Origin of the sequence: Streptomyces sp. NBC_01012 (assembly GCF_045162755.1) — a bacterium.
In the GTDB taxonomy this organism is placed as follows: Bacteria; Actinomycetota; Actinomycetes; order Streptomycetales; family Streptomycetaceae; genus Streptomyces.
This window is the reverse complement of the sequence record NZ_CP108688.1, coordinates 4,273,992-4,290,851: the sequence shown is the minus strand read 5'-3', so window position 1 is coordinate 4,290,851 and position 16,860 is coordinate 4,273,992. Positions and strand designations below refer to the sequence as shown.

The following is a 16,860-nucleotide window of genomic DNA, read 5'->3' as shown; positions in this document are numbered from 1 at the left end:
CCCTTCGTCAGTCAGTCCCGCAGGTCGTCATCCGTCAGAAGAAGACCGACCGGCGCTGGACCAGCAGCTTGTACAGCGTGTGCTGGATCTGCTCCCGCACCTGGTCCGTCAGGTTGAACATCAGCATCGGGTCCTCGGCCGCCTCCGGCGGATATCCGTCCGTGGGGATGGGCTCCCCGAACTGGATGGTCCACTTCGTCGGCAGCGGGAGCGCCCCCAGCGGACCGAGCCACGGGAAGGTCGGCGTGATGGGGAAGTACGGCACCCCGAGGATCCGTGCCAGCGTCTTCGAGTTGCCGATCATCGGGTAGATCTCCTCCGCGCCCACGATCGAGCACGGCACGATCGGCACCCCTGCCCGCAGCGCCGTCGACACGAAGCCGCCCCGCCCGAAGCGCTGGAGCTTGTACCGCTCGCCGAACGGCTTCCCGATGCCCTTGAAGCCCTCCGGCATCACCCCGACGACCTCGCCGCCCTGGAGCAGCCGCTCCGCGTCCTCCGCGCACGCGAGCGTGTGCCCGGCCTTCCGCGCCAGCTCGTTGACCACCGGGAGCATGAAGACGAGATCGGCCGCGAGCAGCCGCAGATGCCGCTCGGCCGGGTGGTTGTCGTGCACCGCGACCTGGAGCATCAGCCCGTCCAGCGGGAGCGTCCCCGAGTGGTTGGCCACGATGAGCGCCCCGCCGTCGGACGGGATGTTCTCGATGCCCTTCACCTCGACGCGGAAGTACTTGTCCGCGAGCGGCCGGAGCATCGACATGAGGACCTGGTCGGTGAGTTCCTTGTCGTAGCCGAACTCGTCGACCTCGTAGTCGCCCGTGAGCCTGCGCCGCAGAAACGCGAGCCCGCCCGCGACCCGCCGGTCCCAGCCGCTCCCGGTGCCCGCCCGGTCGCCGGTGCCGTCCCCGGCGCCCTCGGAGACGGCGCCGGCGGCCTCTGCGGCCCCTTCCGGCACCTGGCCGCCCGGCAGGGCGCTCACGGGCGCAGGACCGGCCGACGCGGGCGTACGGTCCCGGCCGGTGCCCGGAAGCGTGCCTCTGCGCCGTCCCGCGCCTGAGCGCGAACGGTCGTCGTCGAAGGGAATGACCTTGGCGTCCGCCATCGTCGGTCGCGCTCCTCTACCTGGCGCCGTGCGTCGAATGTGTCCTGCCGGACGGTCCGGCGCCGCGCGGCAGCTCCGCCAGCCGCCCGACCGCCCAGCCCACCCGCTCGGGCGGCAGCAGCCCCGGTCCCCGGCTCCGCGCGAACTCCGCGAACGTCTCGGCCGTCGTGAACTTCGGCCGGAAGCCCAGCGTCTCGCGCATCTGCACGGTGGAGACCACCCTGCCGTGGGTGAGCAGCCGGATCTGCTCCGGTGAGAAGTCCGTCATACCGATCGTACGGAGCGCCGACCCGACCCAGGTCACGGCCGGCAGCAGCACCGGCACGGTCGGCCGTCCCAGCCGGCGCGAGCACTGCGAGAGCAGCAGCACGCCGTCACCGGCGATGTTGAACGTGCCGCTGTTCAGCGTGGATCGCCGGGCCTCGCGGGCGGCGATCTCCAGTACGTCGACGACGTCGTCCTCATGGACGAACTGCAGCCGGGGGTCGTACCCGAGGACCGTCGGCAGGACCGGCAGCGACAGATAGTCGGCGAGCGGCGAATCCGGCTCGGGTCCCAGGATGTTCGCGAACCTCAGCACGCACACGGCCACGTCCGGCCTGCGGCGGGCGAAGCCGCGTACGTACCCCTCGACCTCCACCGCGTCCTTGGCGAAGCCGCCGCTGGGCAGGGACTTGGGGGGCGTCGTCTCGGTGAAGACGGCGGGGTCCCGGGGGGCGGAGCCGTACACATTCGTGCTGGACTTCACCACGAGCCGCTGGACGGTCGGGGACTTCTGGCAGGCACCGAGCAGCTGCATCGTGCCGATGACGTTGGTCTCCTTGACCGTCGTCCGGCCGCCCGCGCCGAGCGCCTTCGCCGACACCCCCAGGTGGACGACCGTGTCGACGGAGTGCTCCGCCAGGACCCTGGCGATGGCCGACTGTCTGATGTCCGCCTGGACGAATGTGGCGTCGCCCAGCTGATGTCCCGGCGCGACCGCGTCCACGGCGATCACCCGGTCCACACCCGGGTCCCGCTGGATGCGCCGCACGAAACGGCCTCCCAGCTGCCTGGCCGCACCTGTGACGAGCACGATCTTCCCCAAGATCAGCGCCTTCCGTCGATCGTTCACCGAGCGGGGTCTTCCCCTGGCCGTCACCGTAGTCGCTGGATGTTGCCCTGTGATGACCCCGGGCGGGCCCGGTCGCGGGAACACCCGACAGGAATGCACCGAGGCCCTCCCGCCGGTACGGCGAAAGGGCCTCGGACTCACGAACTGCGTTCGCCTACTTCTTGTTGCGACGCTGAACGCGCGTGCGCTTGAGCAGCTTGCGGTGCTTCTTCTTGGCCATCCGCTTACGCCGCTTCTTGATAACAGAGCCCACGACTACCCTCGCTCACTTCTTCTTCACTGGTGCGGGGCGTCTGGGCCCACACGACCTACGTCGGCCTAGCCTACCCGCCACCGGGTGAGGGGCGTAATCCGAGGGCGACGTCAGGCCGACTCCACCCCCACGAAGGACTCTCGGAGATACTCGTGAACCGCTTGCTCCGGGACCCGGAAGGACCTTCCCACCCTGATCGCCGGCAGATGACCACTGTGCACCAATCGGTACACGGTCATCTTCGACACCCTCATGACCGAGGCGACTTCCGCCACGGTCAGAAACTTGACCTCGTTGAGAGGCCTCTCGCTGCCAGCAGCCATGACCCACCTGTACCTTCCGCACGAGACGCGCACCGGCTTCCCCTCCGGTGACTCTTCGTCGTTGTGCGCTCACTCCCCAGATTAGGGGCGGGTGATGCGAGTGGGGAAGAGGTGAGACGATCGGCCGCCTACTGTGACAGACACGCCCGATTGAGTACATACCGAGTAAGAGGACGGTAGTAGTCGGGACGCACGCCGTCATCAAGCGGAACGGCGACGGACACCCGCCCCTCCGCCTCGCCGACGAACAGCGCGGGGTCGTCCGTATCCGCCAGACCGATGGCCTCGATGCCCAGCTGACCTGCTCCGCAGACCCATCCGTGGTCCCCGACCACCAGCTCGGGCAGCGCCCCGCGACTGTTCACCGCCTCCTCCAGCACGGCCCGAACCGGGAGCGGCGAGTGGGTATGTGCGCCGGTGGCACTCCCCGGAGCCCGCACGCCCGGTTCGCGCACCAGAGCGACGCCCTGTACGTAGTCGAGGTTGTACGTGCGTACGCCGAACCGGGTCGTTATGTCGACACATCGGCCCTGCGCGGGGGTGAGCACCGCGCACCCCGCCGCCGACAAAGCGTCTGCCAGCCCGGCGTAGAACCCCAGCAGCCGGTGCGGATGCCCGGTGCCGAACAGCACCGGAGCCCGTCTTCCGGCAGCCTCCGCGAGCCGTTCGGCGAACGCGTCCAGCGCGGTCAGCGTCCGCTCCGGGTCGATGACGTCCGGGCCCGTCACATGATCGGGATCGCCCGAGACCCCGCACTTGTCGGCCATCAGCCGCAGCAGGTCACGCTCGCCCCAGACCCGGTCGGGATCGAGCCCCAGCAGCACACGGGGGTCCCTCGCCGCGAACAGCCGATAACTCCGCAGACTCGTCTCCCGCGGTGTGGCCACGGGCCCGGCGATCCTGGCCGCCAGCAGATGAGCGCGCAGCGCTCCTGTGCTCAACACCTTCCCGATGCTCCCGCACCACGGGCGCCCGCGTGCCGGAACCCCGTCACGACCCCACCGTTGGCGTAACGGCCGTGCGTCCAGGGGCCGATGGGCCCCCTCAGGCCAGCAGCCCCCGCAGCGGGAACACCGACCGCCGGGTCGCCAGCACCGCCTGGTCCAGCCGGTCGGCCGGGTCGTACCCGTCCTCCCACGACTGCCACGACGGCGTACGGCCGTCCGTCATCCTGGCCGGCCCCAACTGCCGTGTACGCGCGAAGACCTCGTCCCGCCACGACGACGGAACGACCGACTCCGGGTCGATCGGCGCATGCGCGGCGATCCCCACGAGATGGGTCCAGGACCGCGGCACCACATCCACCACCGCGTAACCGCCCCCGCCCAGCGCCACCCAGCGCCCGTCATCGGCGTAGCTGTGCGCGAGATCGTGGCAGGCCTCCATCACGGCCCGCTGGGCGTCCAGCGACACCGCGAGATGGGCCAGCGGGTCCTCGAAATGTGTGTCGGCGCCGTGCTGGGTCACCAGCACCTGCGGCCGGAAGTCCGCCAGCAGCTCGGGAACCACCGCGTGGAACGCACGCAGCCACCCGGCGTCGCCCGTACCCGCCGGCAGCGCCACATTCACCGCACCGCCCTCACCCGCCCCGGCAGCACCGGTCTCCTCCGGCCAGCCCGTCTGCGGGAACAGGGTGCGCGGATGCTCGTGCAGCGACACGGTCAGCACCCTGGGGTCCTCCCAGAACGCCGCCTGGACCCCGTCCCCGTGGTGGACGTCCACATCGACGTACGCCACCCGCTCCGCGCCCAGCTCCAGCAGCCGGGCGATGGCGAGCGCCGGATCGTTGTACACACAGAAGCCCGAGGCCGCCCCCGGCATCGCGTGGTGCAGCCCGCCCGTGAAATTCACGGCGTGCGTGCTCTCCCCGCGCCACACCGCCTCGGCAGCCCCCACCGAGAGCCCCGCGATCAGCGCGGACGCCTCGTGCATCCCCCCGAAGGCCGGATCGTCGACCGTCCCGATCCCGTACGCCTGGTCGGCGGCCCTCGGATCCACGGACGCCGCCCTCACGGCCTCCACATAGTCCTCGCGGTGCACGAGCCGCAGCGTGGAGTCCCCGGCGGACCTGGCCGCCCTGACATCCACCGACGCGTCGAGCCCGAACGCCCGCACCAGGCCCATCGTCAGAGCGAGTCTGACCGGATCCATGGGGTGGTCGGCCCCGAAGTCGTACTCCGTCACTGCCTCATCCCACATCAGCCGCGCTCGCCCGCTCATGCCCGCCACCGTATCGGGCGGGGCCCGAGCCGAACGAGCGGGCGTACACGAGCGTCGCGAGGACCAGCACCATCGGCACCAGCATCGCGCCCCGGTAGCTCCAGGCGTCCCCGAGCGCCCCCACGAGCGGCGAGCCGACGAGGAAACCCACGTAGTTGAAGACATTCAGCCGGGCCACCGCCACATCGCTCGCCCCGGGGAACATCCGCCCCGCCGCGGCGAACGTCTGCGGCACGATCACACAGAGCCCGAGCCCCAGCAGCGTGAAGCCGAGCATCCCCCACCAGGCACCGGGAGCCACCGCCACCACCCCGAACCCGACAGCCGCCAGCACACTGCCGCCCCGCACCACGGCCACCGCCCCGAACCGCCGCACCCCGAGGTCCCCGACGGCCCGCCCCAGCAGCGTCGTCACCATGTAGACGTTGTACGGAACCGTCGCCAGCTGCTCCGAACTCCCGAGCACGTCCTGCAGATACTTCGCGCTCCAGTTGGAGACCGTCGAATCCCCGATGTACGCGAACGCCATCACCAGGCACAGCGGCAGCAACAGCCTGAACGACACGGACGGGAATCGTCCGGGCTCCTTCGCCCCCGCCGGGTCCTGGCCGGTCCTCCCCTCCGTGTACCACCGACTGCCGATCAGCGCGGCGGGCAACAGGACGACCACCACCGGCAGATACGACACCAGCAGCGACAGATCCCAGTGCGCACCCGCCCAGGCCATCGACGCCCCGGCGATACCGCCCAGGCTGTACGCGGCGTGGAACCCGAGCATGATGCTGCGCCCGTACGCCCGCTGGAGGCTGACGCCCAGCATGTTCATCGAGGCGTCCAGCGCCCCGACCCCGAGCCCGAACGCCCCCAGCGCGAGGGCCACCTGCCAGACCTCGCTGCCGGCACCCACACCGAGCAGGGCCAGCAGCACCACGGGCTGCGCCCACCTGAGCACGCTCCCGGGCCCCACCCGTGCGACGACCTTCTCCGTGGCCACACTGGCGACCCCCGCCAGGACAGGCACCGCGGCAAGGAACGCGGGCAGGAGCCCGTCGGATATCCCGTACCGGTCCTGGATGGCGGGGATGCGCGTCACAAGCAGGGCAAAGGTCACGCCCTGCACCAGGAAGCTGAGCGCCAGGGAGGCTCTGCCGTACCGCAACCGCGCATCTGTCATGGCCGCGAGCGTAGAGCTCCGGTCTACCGCTGGGTAGATCGATCAGGCGAGCAGTTTCAGCAGCTGCGACATGTCGGAGAAGTGCCCGGTGGCTCCGACGAGCCGGTCCGCCGGAATCATCGAGGTGAATCCGTACACATCCATCCCGGCCGCACGGGCCGCCTCGACGCCGAGGGGGCTGTCCTCGATCACGACGCACCGGTCGGGGGCGACCCCCATCCGTTCTGCGGCGTGCAGGAACAGGTCCGGGGCCGGCTTCCCGCGCCCCACGTCCTCGGAGCTGAAGACCCACTCCTCCTCGAACCACTGGTCGAGCCCGGCCTTCCGGTGCCCGGCCGCGATCTTCTGGTGGCTCCCCGACGAGGCGACGCAGTACGCCACCCCGTCGGCGACGAGCTCGCCCAGCAGTTCATGGACTCCCTCCACCGCGGTCAGCTGCTCCGCTTCGAAGGCGGCGAGCGTGCGGCGGTGCAACTCCTCGTCGAAGTCGGCGGGGAGCTTCTGGCTTGTCCGCTCGTCCACCAGGTCGTGCACCCGGTGGACGGCGGCCCCCATGTAGTCGCGGAGGGATTCCTCGTACGAGGTGGGGTGACCGAGCTCCGTGAGGTAGCCGGCCAGGACGGTGTTGGAGATCGGCTCACTGTCGACGAGCACGCCGTCGTTGTCGAAGATGACCAGTTCGTAGCGCATGGTTCGACCCTAGACGCTCAGAACGCAGAAAAGCCCCGTGCCACAAGGGCACGGGGCTTTCCCGGAATAATAGTTCGGCGGCGTCCTACTCTCCCACAGGGTCCCCCCTGCAGTACCATCGGCGCTGAAAGGCTTAGCTTCCGGGTTCGGAATGTAACCGGGCGTTTCCCTAACGCAATGACCACCGAAACACTATGAAATTAACCAACACCGGACAAAAACACGGCCGTTCGTTATTTCAGAACCAACACAGTGGACGCGAGCAACTGAGGACAAGCCCTCGGCCTATTAGTACCAGTCAGCTCCACCCGTTACCGGGCTTCCACATCTGGCCTATCAACCCAGTCGTCTACTGGGAGCCTTAACCACTCAAGGTGGTGGGAACACTCATCTCGAAGCAGGCTTCCCGCTTAGATGCTTTCAGCGGTTATCCTTTCCGAACGTAGCCAACCAGCCATGCCCTTGGCAGAACAACTGGCACACCAGAGGTTCGTCCGTCCCGGTCCTCTCGTACTAGGGACAGCCCTTCTCAATATTCCTACGCGCACAGCGGATAGGGACCGAACTGTCTCACGACGTTCTAAACCCAGCTCGCGTACCGCTTTAATGGGCGAACAGCCCAACCCTTGGGACCGACTCCAGCCCCAGGATGCGACGAGCCGACATCGAGGTGCCAAACCATCCCGTCGATATGGACTCTTGGGGAAGATCAGCCTGTTATCCCCGGGGTACCTTTTATCCGTTGAGCGACAGCGCTTCCACAAGCCACTGCCGGATCACTAGTCCCGACTTTCGTCCCTGCTCGACCCGTCGGTCTCACAGTCAAGCTCCCTTGTGCACTTACACTCAACACCTGATTGCCAACCAGGCTGAGGGAACCTTTGGGCGCCTCCGTTACTCTTTAGGAGGCAACCGCCCCAGTTAAACTACCCATCAGACACTGTCCCTGATCCGGATCACGGACCCAGGTTAGACATCCAGCACGACCAGAGTGGTATTTCAACGACGACTCCACAACCACTGGCGTGGCCGCTTCAAAGTCTCCCACCTATCCTACACAAGCCGAACCGAACACCAATATCAAACTATAGTAAAGGTCCCGGGGTCTTTCCGTCCTGCTGCGCGAAACGAGCATCTTTACTCGTAGTGCAATTTCACCGGGCCTATGGTTGAGACAGTCGAGAAGTCGTTACGCCATTCGTGCAGGTCGGAACTTACCCGACAAGGAATTTCGCTACCTTAGGATGGTTATAGTTACCACCGCCGTTTACTGGCGCTTAAGTTCTCAGCTTCGCACACCCGAAAGTGCACTAACCGGTCCCCTTAACGTTCCAGCACCGGGCAGGCGTCAGTCCGTATACATCGCCTTACGGCTTCGCACGGACCTGTGTTTTTAGTAAACAGTCGCTTCTCGCTGGTCTCTGCGGCCACCCCCAGCTCACCGAGTAAATCGGATCACCAGAAATGGCCCCCTTCTCCCGAAGTTACGGGGGCATTTTGCCGAGTTCCTTAACCATAGTTCACCCGAACGCCTCGGTATTCTCTACCTGACTACCTGAGTCGGTTTAGGGTACGGGCCGCCATGAAACTCGCTAGAGGCTTTTCTCGACAGCATAGGATCATCCACTTCACCACAATCGGCTCGGCATCAGGTCTCAGCCTTAACGTGTGACGGATTTACCTACCACACGGCCTACACCCTTACCCCGGGACAACCACCGCCCGGGCTGGACTACCTTCCTGCGTCACCCCATCGCTTACCTACTACAAGTCTGGTTCATCGGCTCCACCACTACCCTCAACTCCGAAGAGATCAGGCCGGCTTCACGGACTTAGCATCGCCTGATTCAGTACTGGGCGTTTCAAAGCGGGTACCGGAATATCAACCGGTTGTCCATCGACTACGCCTGTCGGCCTCGCCTTAGGTCCCGACTTACCCTGGGCAGATCAGCTTGACCCAGGAACCCTTAGTCAATCGGCGCACACGTTTCTCACGTGTGTATCGCTACTCATGCCTGCATTCTCACTCGTGAACCGTCCACAACTCGCTTCCACGGCTGCTTCACCCGGCACACGACGCTCCCCTACCCATCCCAGCCCCCGTTAGGAGTATGTGCTGGAATGACACGACTTCGGCGGTACGCTTGAGCCCCGCTACATTGTCGGCGCGGAATCACTTGACCAGTGAGCTATTACGCACTCTTTCAAGGATGGCTGCTTCTAAGCCAACCTCCTGGTTGTCTCTGCGACTCCACATCCTTTCCCACTTAGCGTACGCTTAGGGGCCTTAGTCGATGCTCTGGGCTGTTTCCCTCTCGACCATGGAGCTTATCCCCCACAGTCTCACTGCCGCGCTCTCACTTACCGGCATTCGGAGTTTGGCTAAGGTCAGTAACCCGGTAGGGCCCATCGCCTATCCAGTGCTCTACCTCCGGCAAGAAACACACGACGCTGCACCTAAATGCATTTCGGGGAGAACCAGCTATCACGGAGTTTGATTGGCCTTTCACCCCTAACCACAGGTCATCCCCCAGGTTTTCAACCCTGGTGGGTTCGGTCCTCCACGAAGTCTTACCTCCGCTTCAACCTGCCCATGGCTAGATCACTCCGCTTCGGGTCTAGAGCGTGCAACTCAAACGCCCTATTCGGACTCGCTTTCGCTACGGCTTCCCCACACGGGTTAACCTCGCTACACACCGCTAACTCGCAGGCTCATTCTTCAAAAGGCACGCAGTCACGACTGACAACACAAGTGCTGCCAGCGACGCTCCCACGGCTTGTAGGCACACGGTTTCAGGTACTATTTCACTCCGCTCCCGCGGTACTTTTCACCATTCCCTCACGGTACTATCCGCTATCGGTCACCAGGGAATATTTAGGCTTAGCGGGTGGTCCCGCCAGATTCACACGGGATTTCTCGGGCCCCGTGCTACTTGGGTGTCTCTCAAACGAGCCGTCAATGTTTCAGCTACGGGGGTCTTACCCTCTACGCCGGACCTTTCGCATGTCCTTCGCCTACATCAACGGTTTCTGACTCGTCTCACAGCCGGCAGACTATGAAAAAGAGATCCCACAACCCCGCATGCGCAACCCCTGCCGGGTATCACACGCATACGGTTTGGCCTCATCCAGTTTCGCTCGCCACTACTCCCGGAATCACGGTTGTTTTCTCTTCCTGAGGGTACTGAGATGTTTCACTTCCCCTCGTTCCCTCCACACTGCCTATGTGTTCAGCAGCGGGTGACAGCCCATGACGACTGCCGGGTTTCCCCATTCGGAAACCCCCGGATCAAAGCTTGGTTGACAGCTCCCCGGGGACTATCGTGGCCTCCCACGTCCTTCATCGGTTCCTGGTGCCAAGGCATCCACCGTGCGCCCTTAAAAACTTGGCCACAGATGCTCGCGTCCACTGTGCAGTTCTCAAACAACGACCAGCCACCCACCACCCCACCCTTACAGGCGAGTTCACTGGGGCCGGCAACCAAAGGCAGCCTTACGGCCATACCTTCAGATACCCAACAGCGTGCCCGACCCGATCAACTTGTTCCGCTTTCCACGCCGAAGCAGTACTCACACAACAAGCTCACCGCGCCGAATAGTCAACGTTCCACCCATGAGCAACCACCGTCGAACATTTGCCGACGAAATGGTCTCTGGATTCCCCGAAAGGAACCTAGATGCTCCTTAGAAAGGAGGTGATCCAGCCGCACCTTCCGGTACGGCTACCTTGTTACGACTTCGTCCCAATCGCCAGTCCCACCTTCGACAGCTCCCTCCCACAAGGGGTTGGGCCACCGGCTTCGGGTGTTACCGACTTTCGTGACGTGACGGGCGGTGTGTACAAGGCCCGGGAACGTATTCACCGCAGCAATGCTGATCTGCGATTACTAGCAACTCCGACTTCATGGGGTCGAGTTGCAGACCCCAATCCGAACTGAGACCGGCTTTTTGAGATTCGCTCCGCCTCACGGCATCGCAGCTCATTGTACCGGCCATTGTAGCACGTGTGCAGCCCAAGACATAAGGGGCATGATGACTTGACGTCGTCCCCACCTTCCTCCGAGTTGACCCCGGCAGTCTCCTGTGAGTCCCCATCACCCCGAAAGGCATGCTGGCAACACAGAACAAGGGTTGCGCTCGTTGCGGGACTTAACCCAACATCTCACGACACGAGCTGACGACAGCCATGCACCACCTGTATACCGACCACAAGGGGGGCACCATCTCTGATGCTTTCCGGTATATGTCAAGCCTTGGTAAGGTTCTTCGCGTTGCGTCGAATTAAGCCACATGCTCCGCTGCTTGTGCGGGCCCCCGTCAATTCCTTTGAGTTTTAGCCTTGCGGCCGTACTCCCCAGGCGGGGAACTTAATGCGTTAGCTGCGGCACCGACGACGTGGAATGTCGCCAACACCTAGTTCCCAACGTTTACGGCGTGGACTACCAGGGTATCTAATCCTGTTCGCTCCCCACGCTTTCGCTCCTCAGCGTCAGTAATGGCCCAGAGATCCGCCTTCGCCACCGGTGTTCCTCCTGATATCTGCGCATTTCACCGCTACACCAGGAATTCCGATCTCCCCTACCACACTCTAGCTAGCCCGTATCGAATGCAGACCCGGGGTTAAGCCCCGGGCTTTCACATCCGACGTGACAAGCCGCCTACGAGCTCTTTACGCCCAATAATTCCGGACAACGCTTGCGCCCTACGTATTACCGCGGCTGCTGGCACGTAGTTAGCCGGCGCTTCTTCTGCAGGTACCGTCACTTTCGCTTCTTCCCTGCTGAAAGAGGTTTACAACCCGAAGGCCGTCATCCCTCACGCGGCGTCGCTGCATCAGGCTTTCGCCCATTGTGCAATATTCCCCACTGCTGCCTCCCGTAGGAGTCTGGGCCGTGTCTCAGTCCCAGTGTGGCCGGTCGCCCTCTCAGGCCGGCTACCCGTCGTCGCCTTGGTAGGCCATCACCCCACCAACAAGCTGATAGGCCGCGGGCTCATCCTTCACCGCCGGAGCTTTTAACCCCGTCCCATGCGGGACAGAGTGTTATCCGGTATTAGACCCCGTTTCCAGGGCTTGTCCCAGAGTGAAGGGCAGATTGCCCACGTGTTACTCACCCGTTCGCCACTAATCCACCCCGAAAGGCTTCATCGTTCGACTTGCATGTGTTAAGCACGCCGCCAGCGTTCGTCCTGAGCCAGGATCAAACTCTCCGTGAATGTTTTCCCGTAATCGGGATCACAACACGAGAGCGGAACAACCAAGTCGGAATAAGACCAGTCGTTCACAGCGTCCTCGCTGTTGTTGCCTACCCGACCCGAAGGACCGGTAGGACTTTTCAAAGGAACCACCAACCTGCCGAAGCAGGCCGGGGTATCAACATATCTGGCGTTGACTTTTGGCACGCTGTTGAGTTCTCAAGGAACGGACGCTTCCTTCGGTCCCGTTTCACCGGGCCCCTCCGGGCGCTTCCCTTCGTGTTCTTGCGTTTCCGACTCTATCAGACTCTTTCGTGTCCGATTCCCGGCCGAAGCGGGATCCTGCGGGTTACTGCTTGATTCGCTTTCCAGTTCTTCACTTTCGCGTTTCCCTTTCCGGCGAGTCCGACTCTATCAGATCCTTTCGGGCCTGATTCCCAGTCAGCGGGGTTTGTCATCCCGGCCCTTGGGCCGTTCCGACGAGTGAGACTTTAGCGGAATCCCTGGCCCCGACGCTAATCGGGTCGCCTTCGAACGCTGATTCCTCATTTCGCACGTGTGCACGCAAAATCGCGCGACAGATGTCGCTCGTTTCGAGTGGTTACTGCGGAATGGTTGTCCGGGGACCGGCCGAGGTCGGCACTCACGTCGGACAACTCGGAGCACACTACGGACGCGGGTGGGACGTGTCAAGCCCCGCCAGGTGCGTCCCTGTCGTGGAAGGCCAGCCTGTAGTCGCGCGGGCTGGTGCCCAGGTGCGTCGTGAAGTGCTGGCGCATCGTGATCTCGCTGCCGAACCCCGCACGCCTGGCCACCTCGGGGACGGCCAAGTCGGTTCTCTCCAGGAGCTTCTGGGCTGCTGCGATGCGCTGGATGATCAGCCAGCGCATCGGCGTCGTACCGGTGGTGGCCCGGAAACGGCGGGCGAACGTGCGGGCGGACATGCCGGCACGCTCGGCCAGGTCGGTCACGGTGTGGGGATCCGCCAGGTGGGTGAGCGCATGGGCGCGGGCCTGCGCGAGTGCGTCCGCGTCGCGGTCCGCCCGCGGTGTGGGGTGCTCGATGAACTGCGCCTGGCCACCGGTGCGGAAGGGAGCCGTGACCATCGAACGCGCGATCGTCGCTGCCGCCTCCGCCCCGTGCGCCGTACGCACCAGATGCAGACAGAGGTCGATGCCTGCCGCGGTCCCTGCCGAGGTCCAGATGTTGTCCTCGTGCAGGAAGAGGGCCTCGCGCTGCACGTCCACCCGCGGGTGCTGTGCCTTGAGCAGCTCGGTGAGGTTCCAGTGGGTGACGGCCCTGCGGCCGTCGAGGAGTCCGGCCTGGGCGAGGGTGAACGCCCCGCCGCAGAGTGCCGCCAGCGGGGTGCCCCGTATATGGGCGCGGCGCAGGGCGGCGAGTACCGGTTCGGGCGCGGGCGTCAGGTGGTCGTCGAGCCCGGGGACCACGATCAGGTCCGCGCGGGGGAACCAGGCCAGCGTGCGGTCCGGGGTGAGGGACAGGCCGCCCCGGAGGTGGACGGGATCCAGCCGGCTCGCCACGCGCCGCAGCTCGAAGGCGGGCACGCCGCGGTCCGTGCGGTCCACGCCCCAGACCTCCGTGATGACCGAGACGTCGAAGGCGCGGATCCCGGGGAAGGCGACCAGGGCGATACGGGCGGGGCGGTTCGGCGGGACGGTCATGATGGCAGTAAAGCATCGATCGATGACTTTCCGGCCTCTGGGATCCAGCCGTAGCCGGGAGGACAGTGGTGCGTATGGAGATCGTGGAGAACGCGACGCTGGTGGTCGTCGATGTGCAGCAGGGCTTCGAGGAGGTGGAGTACTGGGGCCGGCGGAACAATCCGGAGGCCCATCGGAACATCGCGGCGCTGATCGACGTCTGGCAGGCCGGTGGCCGGCCCGTCGTGTTCGTACGGCATGCCTCGACGCGGTCGGACTCACCGCTGCGGGTGGGACATACGGGCAACGCGTTCAAGGAGTACGTCGAGGAGCGGCGAGGAAAGGGCGCGGGCCCCGAACTGTTCCTCACGAAGTCGGTGAACTCCGCTTTCTACGGCACACCCGATCTCGACGCCTGGCTGCGGGAGTCGGGGGTGCGGCAGATCGTGGTGGCGGGAATCCAGACCAATATGTGCGCGGAGACGACGGCGCGCATGGGCGGCAATCTCGGCTACGAGGTGTTCTTCGCCCTCGATGCGACGTACACCTTCGACCAGGTGGGTCCTTGGGGGTGGACGCTGCGCGCGGAGGAGTTGTCGCGGGCCACCGCCGTGACCCTGCACGGCGGTGGCTTCGCGAGCGTGGTGCGTACCGGGGAACTGGTGGCCGCGGCCACGGAGTAGAGGCCGCGGGTCAGCCGTTGCCCCTGGCCAGCTCGCGGCTGCGGTCGCGGGCGGCTTCGAGCGCCGCGATGAGGGCGGCCCGTACGCCGTGGTTCTCCAGCTCGCGGATGGCGCTGATGGTGGTGCCGGCCGGGCTGGTGACGGCCTCGCGGAGCTTGACCGGGTGTTCGCCGCTGTCCCGGAGCATGACCGCGGCGCCGATGGCGGCCTGGACGATCAGGTCGTGGGCCTGGGCACGGGGCAGGCCGAGCAGGATGCCGGCGTCGGTCATGGCCTCGACGAGGAAGTAGAAGTACGCCGGTCCCGAGCCGGAGAGCGCGGTGGCCGCGTCCTGCTGGGACTCGGGGACCCGGAGCGTCTTGCCGACGCTGCCGAAGATCGCCTCGGCGTGGTCGAGGTGCTCGGCCGTGGCGTGGCTGCCCGCGGAGATGACGGACATGCCCTCGTCCACCAGGACGGGGGTGTTCGGCATGACGCGTACGACCGGGGTGCCCGCGGTGAGGCTCTCCTCGATGAACCCGGTCGTGATGCCGGCGGCGGCGCTGATGACGAGGCGGTCGGAGGCGACGTGCGGGGCGAGCTCGTCGAGGAGCGTGCCCATGTCCTGGGGCTTGACCGCGAGGATGAGGATGTCGGCGCTCTTGGCGGCCTCGGCGTTGGTGACGGCCTCGACGCCGTAGCGGGTGCGGAGCTTCTCGGCGCGGTCCGGGCGGCGGGTGGTCACCAGCAGGTCGCCGGCCGGCCAGCCGGCCCTGATCATGCCGCTGAGCAGGGCCTCACCGATCTTTCCCGTACCGAGGACTGCGACTGTCTGGGGCATGCGGTTCATCCTCCGGATGGCGGTGCGCTGTGCGTCGTCGGTCGCCATCCTCGCACCGCGCCGTCAGGCGGTGCGGCGGCGGAGGGTGACGGCGCCCAGGCAGAGGACGAGCAGGGCGCAGCCGGCGACGATCAGGACGTCCCGGTAGAACTGGCCGGTGATGTCGGTGTGGGTGAGGACCTGGTTCATCCCGTCGACGGCGTACGACATCGGCAGCACGTCGGAGATGCCTTCGAGGACCGGGTGCATCCGGTCGCGCGGTGTGAACAGTCCGCACAGCAGCAGCTGCGGGAAGATCACGGCGGGCATGAACTGGACGGCCTGGAACTCCGAGGCGGCGAAGGCCGAGACGAACAGGCCGAGTGCCGTGCCGAGGAGCGCGTCGAGCAGGGCGACCAGGAGCAGCAGCCAGGGGGATCCGACGACGTCGAGGCCGAGGACCCAGACGGACATCGCGGTGGCCAGGAGCGACTGGGCGACGGCGACCGCGCCGAAGGCCAGTGCGTATCCGGCGATGAGGTCGCCCTTGCCGAGCGGCATGGCGAGGAGGCGTTCGAGGGTGCCCGACGTGCGTTCGCGGAGGGTGGCGATCGAGGTCACCAGGAACATCGTGATCAGCGGGAAGATGCCGAGCAGCGAGGCCCCGATGGAGTCGAAGGTCTCCGGGGACGCGTCGAAGACGTAGCGCAGGAGCGTGATCATCAGGAGCGGGACGAGCAGCAGGAGCGCGATGGTGCGGGGGTCGTGGCGCAGTTGGCGCAGGACGCGTCCTGCGGTGGCGAGGGTCCTGGCCGGGGAGAGTGCGCGGGCGTCGGTGCTCATCGGGTCGTCTCCTGGCGGGCGGCTGCCTCGGCCTCGGCTACCTGGTCCACGAGGTGGAGGAAGGCGTCCTCGACGGTGGCGGAGCCGGTACGGGTGCGGAGGGCGTCGGGGGTGTCGTCGGCGAGGATCTCGCCCTCGCGCATGAGCAGCAGCCGATGGCAGCGTTCGGCCTCGTCCATCACATGGGAGGAGACGAGGAGCGTGGTGCCCCGGTCTGCGGCGAGGGCGTGGAAGAGGTCCCAGAGGTCGCGGCGCAGCACGGGGTCGAGGCCGACGGTCGGTTCGTCCAGGACCAGGAGCTCGGGGGTGCCGAGCAGGGCGACGGCGAGGGAGACGCGGCTGAGCTGGCCGCCCGAGAGGGTGCCGGCGAGGGCGTCGGCTCGGCTGGTGAGGTCGACGTCACCGATGGCGCGGGTGACGGCTTCCTGCCGGGAGTCACGGTGGGCGCGGCCCGGCTGGAGCACAGCCGCGAAGTAGTCCAGATTCTGCCGCACGGTGAGGTCCGAGTAGACGGACGGCGCCTGGGTGACGTAGCCGACGCGGGCCCGCAGGGAGGGGTGCCCCGCGGGGTGGTCGAGGACGTCGAGCGTGCCCGTGACCTTGGCCTGGGTGCCGACGACGGCCCGCATGAGAGTGGACTTGCCGCAGCCCGACGGGCCGAGAAGGCCGGTGATCCTGCCCGGTTCGACGGTGAAGTCGAGGCCGCGCAGGACGGTGCGGTCTCCTCGTACGACGGTGAGGGCGCGTGCCTCGACGGCCCTCGCGCTCGTAGTACGCAGAGAATTCATCATGTGATGAATATTGG

General features: G+C 65.8%; 13 protein-coding genes and 3 rRNA genes. 1 reads left to right on the top strand and 15 read right to left on the bottom strand.

All coding sequences use genetic code 11. The features are described 5' to 3' along the window. Positions 1 to 34: 34 nt before the first annotated feature. From OG623_RS19395 to OG623_RS19340, 12 genes are all read right to left on the bottom strand, one after another. Positions 35 to 1,102, bottom strand: coding sequence for a lysophospholipid acyltransferase family protein (locus tag OG623_RS19395; RefSeq protein ID WP_406148003.1), 1,068 nt, complete (start codon positions 1,100 to 1,102; stop codon positions 35 to 37). A 16-nt stretch (positions 1,103 to 1,118) separates the two neighbouring features. Further along, complete coding sequence (locus OG623_RS19390; protein ID WP_406151914.1) at positions 1,119 to 2,189, bottom strand: NAD-dependent epimerase/dehydratase family protein; 1,071 nt, start codon at positions 2,187 to 2,189, stop codon at positions 1,119 to 1,121. A 181-nt stretch (positions 2,190 to 2,370) separates the two neighbouring features. Then, complete coding sequence (locus OG623_RS19385) at positions 2,371 to 2,469, bottom strand: 30S ribosomal protein bS22 (RefSeq protein WP_003948845.1); 99 nt, start codon at positions 2,467 to 2,469, stop codon at positions 2,371 to 2,373. Between the two features lie 110 nt (positions 2,470 to 2,579). Continuing rightward, on the bottom strand, positions 2,580 to 2,792 hold the full coding sequence (locus OG623_RS19380) for a helix-turn-helix domain-containing protein (RefSeq protein WP_014046653.1): 213 nt from the start codon (positions 2,790 to 2,792) through the stop codon (positions 2,580 to 2,582). Between the two features lie 128 nt (positions 2,793 to 2,920). Then, entirely contained in the window at positions 2,921 to 3,736 is an 816-nt protein-coding gene (locus OG623_RS19375) for a phosphatase (RefSeq protein ID WP_406148002.1), read from the bottom strand. Between the two features lie 100 nt (positions 3,737 to 3,836). Next, complete coding sequence (locus OG623_RS19370; RefSeq protein WP_406148001.1) at positions 3,837 to 5,012, bottom strand: acetoin utilization protein AcuC; 1,176 nt, start codon at positions 5,010 to 5,012, stop codon at positions 3,837 to 3,839. Beyond that, on the bottom strand, positions 4,981 to 6,186 hold the full coding sequence (locus OG623_RS19365; RefSeq protein WP_406148000.1) for an MFS transporter: 1,206 nt from the start codon (positions 6,184 to 6,186) through the stop codon (positions 4,981 to 4,983). The genes OG623_RS19370 and OG623_RS19365 overlap by 32 nt, the downstream gene beginning before the upstream one ends. Positions 6,187 to 6,228: 42 nt before the next feature. Then, a complete protein-coding gene (locus tag OG623_RS19360) occupies positions 6,229 to 6,876 on the bottom strand; it encodes an HAD family hydrolase (protein ID WP_406147999.1) in 648 nt (215 codons plus the stop codon). Positions 6,877 to 6,948: 72 nt separating this feature from the next. After that, positions 6,949 to 7,065: ribosomal RNA gene (gene rrf / locus OG623_RS19355) — 5S ribosomal RNA — on the bottom strand. 79 nt (positions 7,066 to 7,144) lie between these two features. Continuing rightward, positions 7,145 to 10,268 (bottom strand): 23S ribosomal RNA (locus tag OG623_RS19350). A 296-nt stretch (positions 10,269 to 10,564) separates the two neighbouring features. Beyond that, a 16S ribosomal RNA gene (locus OG623_RS19345) occupies positions 10,565 to 12,090 on the bottom strand. Together the 16S, 23S and 5S rRNA genes form the textbook arrangement of a ribosomal RNA operon. A gap of 668 nt (positions 12,091 to 12,758) precedes the next feature. After that, positions 12,759 to 13,751, bottom strand: coding sequence for a GlxA family transcriptional regulator (locus tag OG623_RS19340; RefSeq protein ID WP_406147998.1), 993 nt, complete (start codon positions 13,749 to 13,751; stop codon positions 12,759 to 12,761). Between the two features lie 74 nt (positions 13,752 to 13,825). Between OG623_RS19340 and OG623_RS19335 the strand changes: the two genes are divergently transcribed. Beyond that, positions 13,826 to 14,413, top strand: a complete 588-nt coding sequence (locus tag OG623_RS19335; RefSeq protein WP_406147996.1) for a cysteine hydrolase family protein — start codon at positions 13,826 to 13,828, stop codon at positions 14,411 to 14,413. A 10-nt stretch (positions 14,414 to 14,423) separates the two neighbouring features. On the opposite strand, the gene proC is transcribed toward OG623_RS19335, so the two are convergent. The 3 genes from proC to OG623_RS19320 form a co-directional block, all read right to left on the bottom strand. After that, positions 14,424 to 15,233: a pyrroline-5-carboxylate reductase gene (gene proC, locus OG623_RS19330; protein WP_406147995.1), complete on the bottom strand. Its 810-nt coding sequence runs from the start codon at positions 15,231 to 15,233 to the stop codon at positions 14,424 to 14,426. A gap of 63 nt (positions 15,234 to 15,296) precedes the next feature. Further along, positions 15,297 to 16,055 (bottom strand): ABC transporter permease, encoded by a 759-nt coding sequence (locus OG623_RS19325; protein WP_406147994.1) that lies wholly within the window; start codon positions 16,053 to 16,055, stop codon positions 15,297 to 15,299. After that, on the bottom strand, positions 16,052 to 16,846 hold the full coding sequence (locus OG623_RS19320; protein WP_406147993.1) for an ABC transporter ATP-binding protein: 795 nt from the start codon (positions 16,844 to 16,846) through the stop codon (positions 16,052 to 16,054). Before OG623_RS19320 ends, OG623_RS19325 begins: the two co-directional genes overlap by 4 nt. Positions 16,847 to 16,860 lie beyond the last annotated feature (14 nt).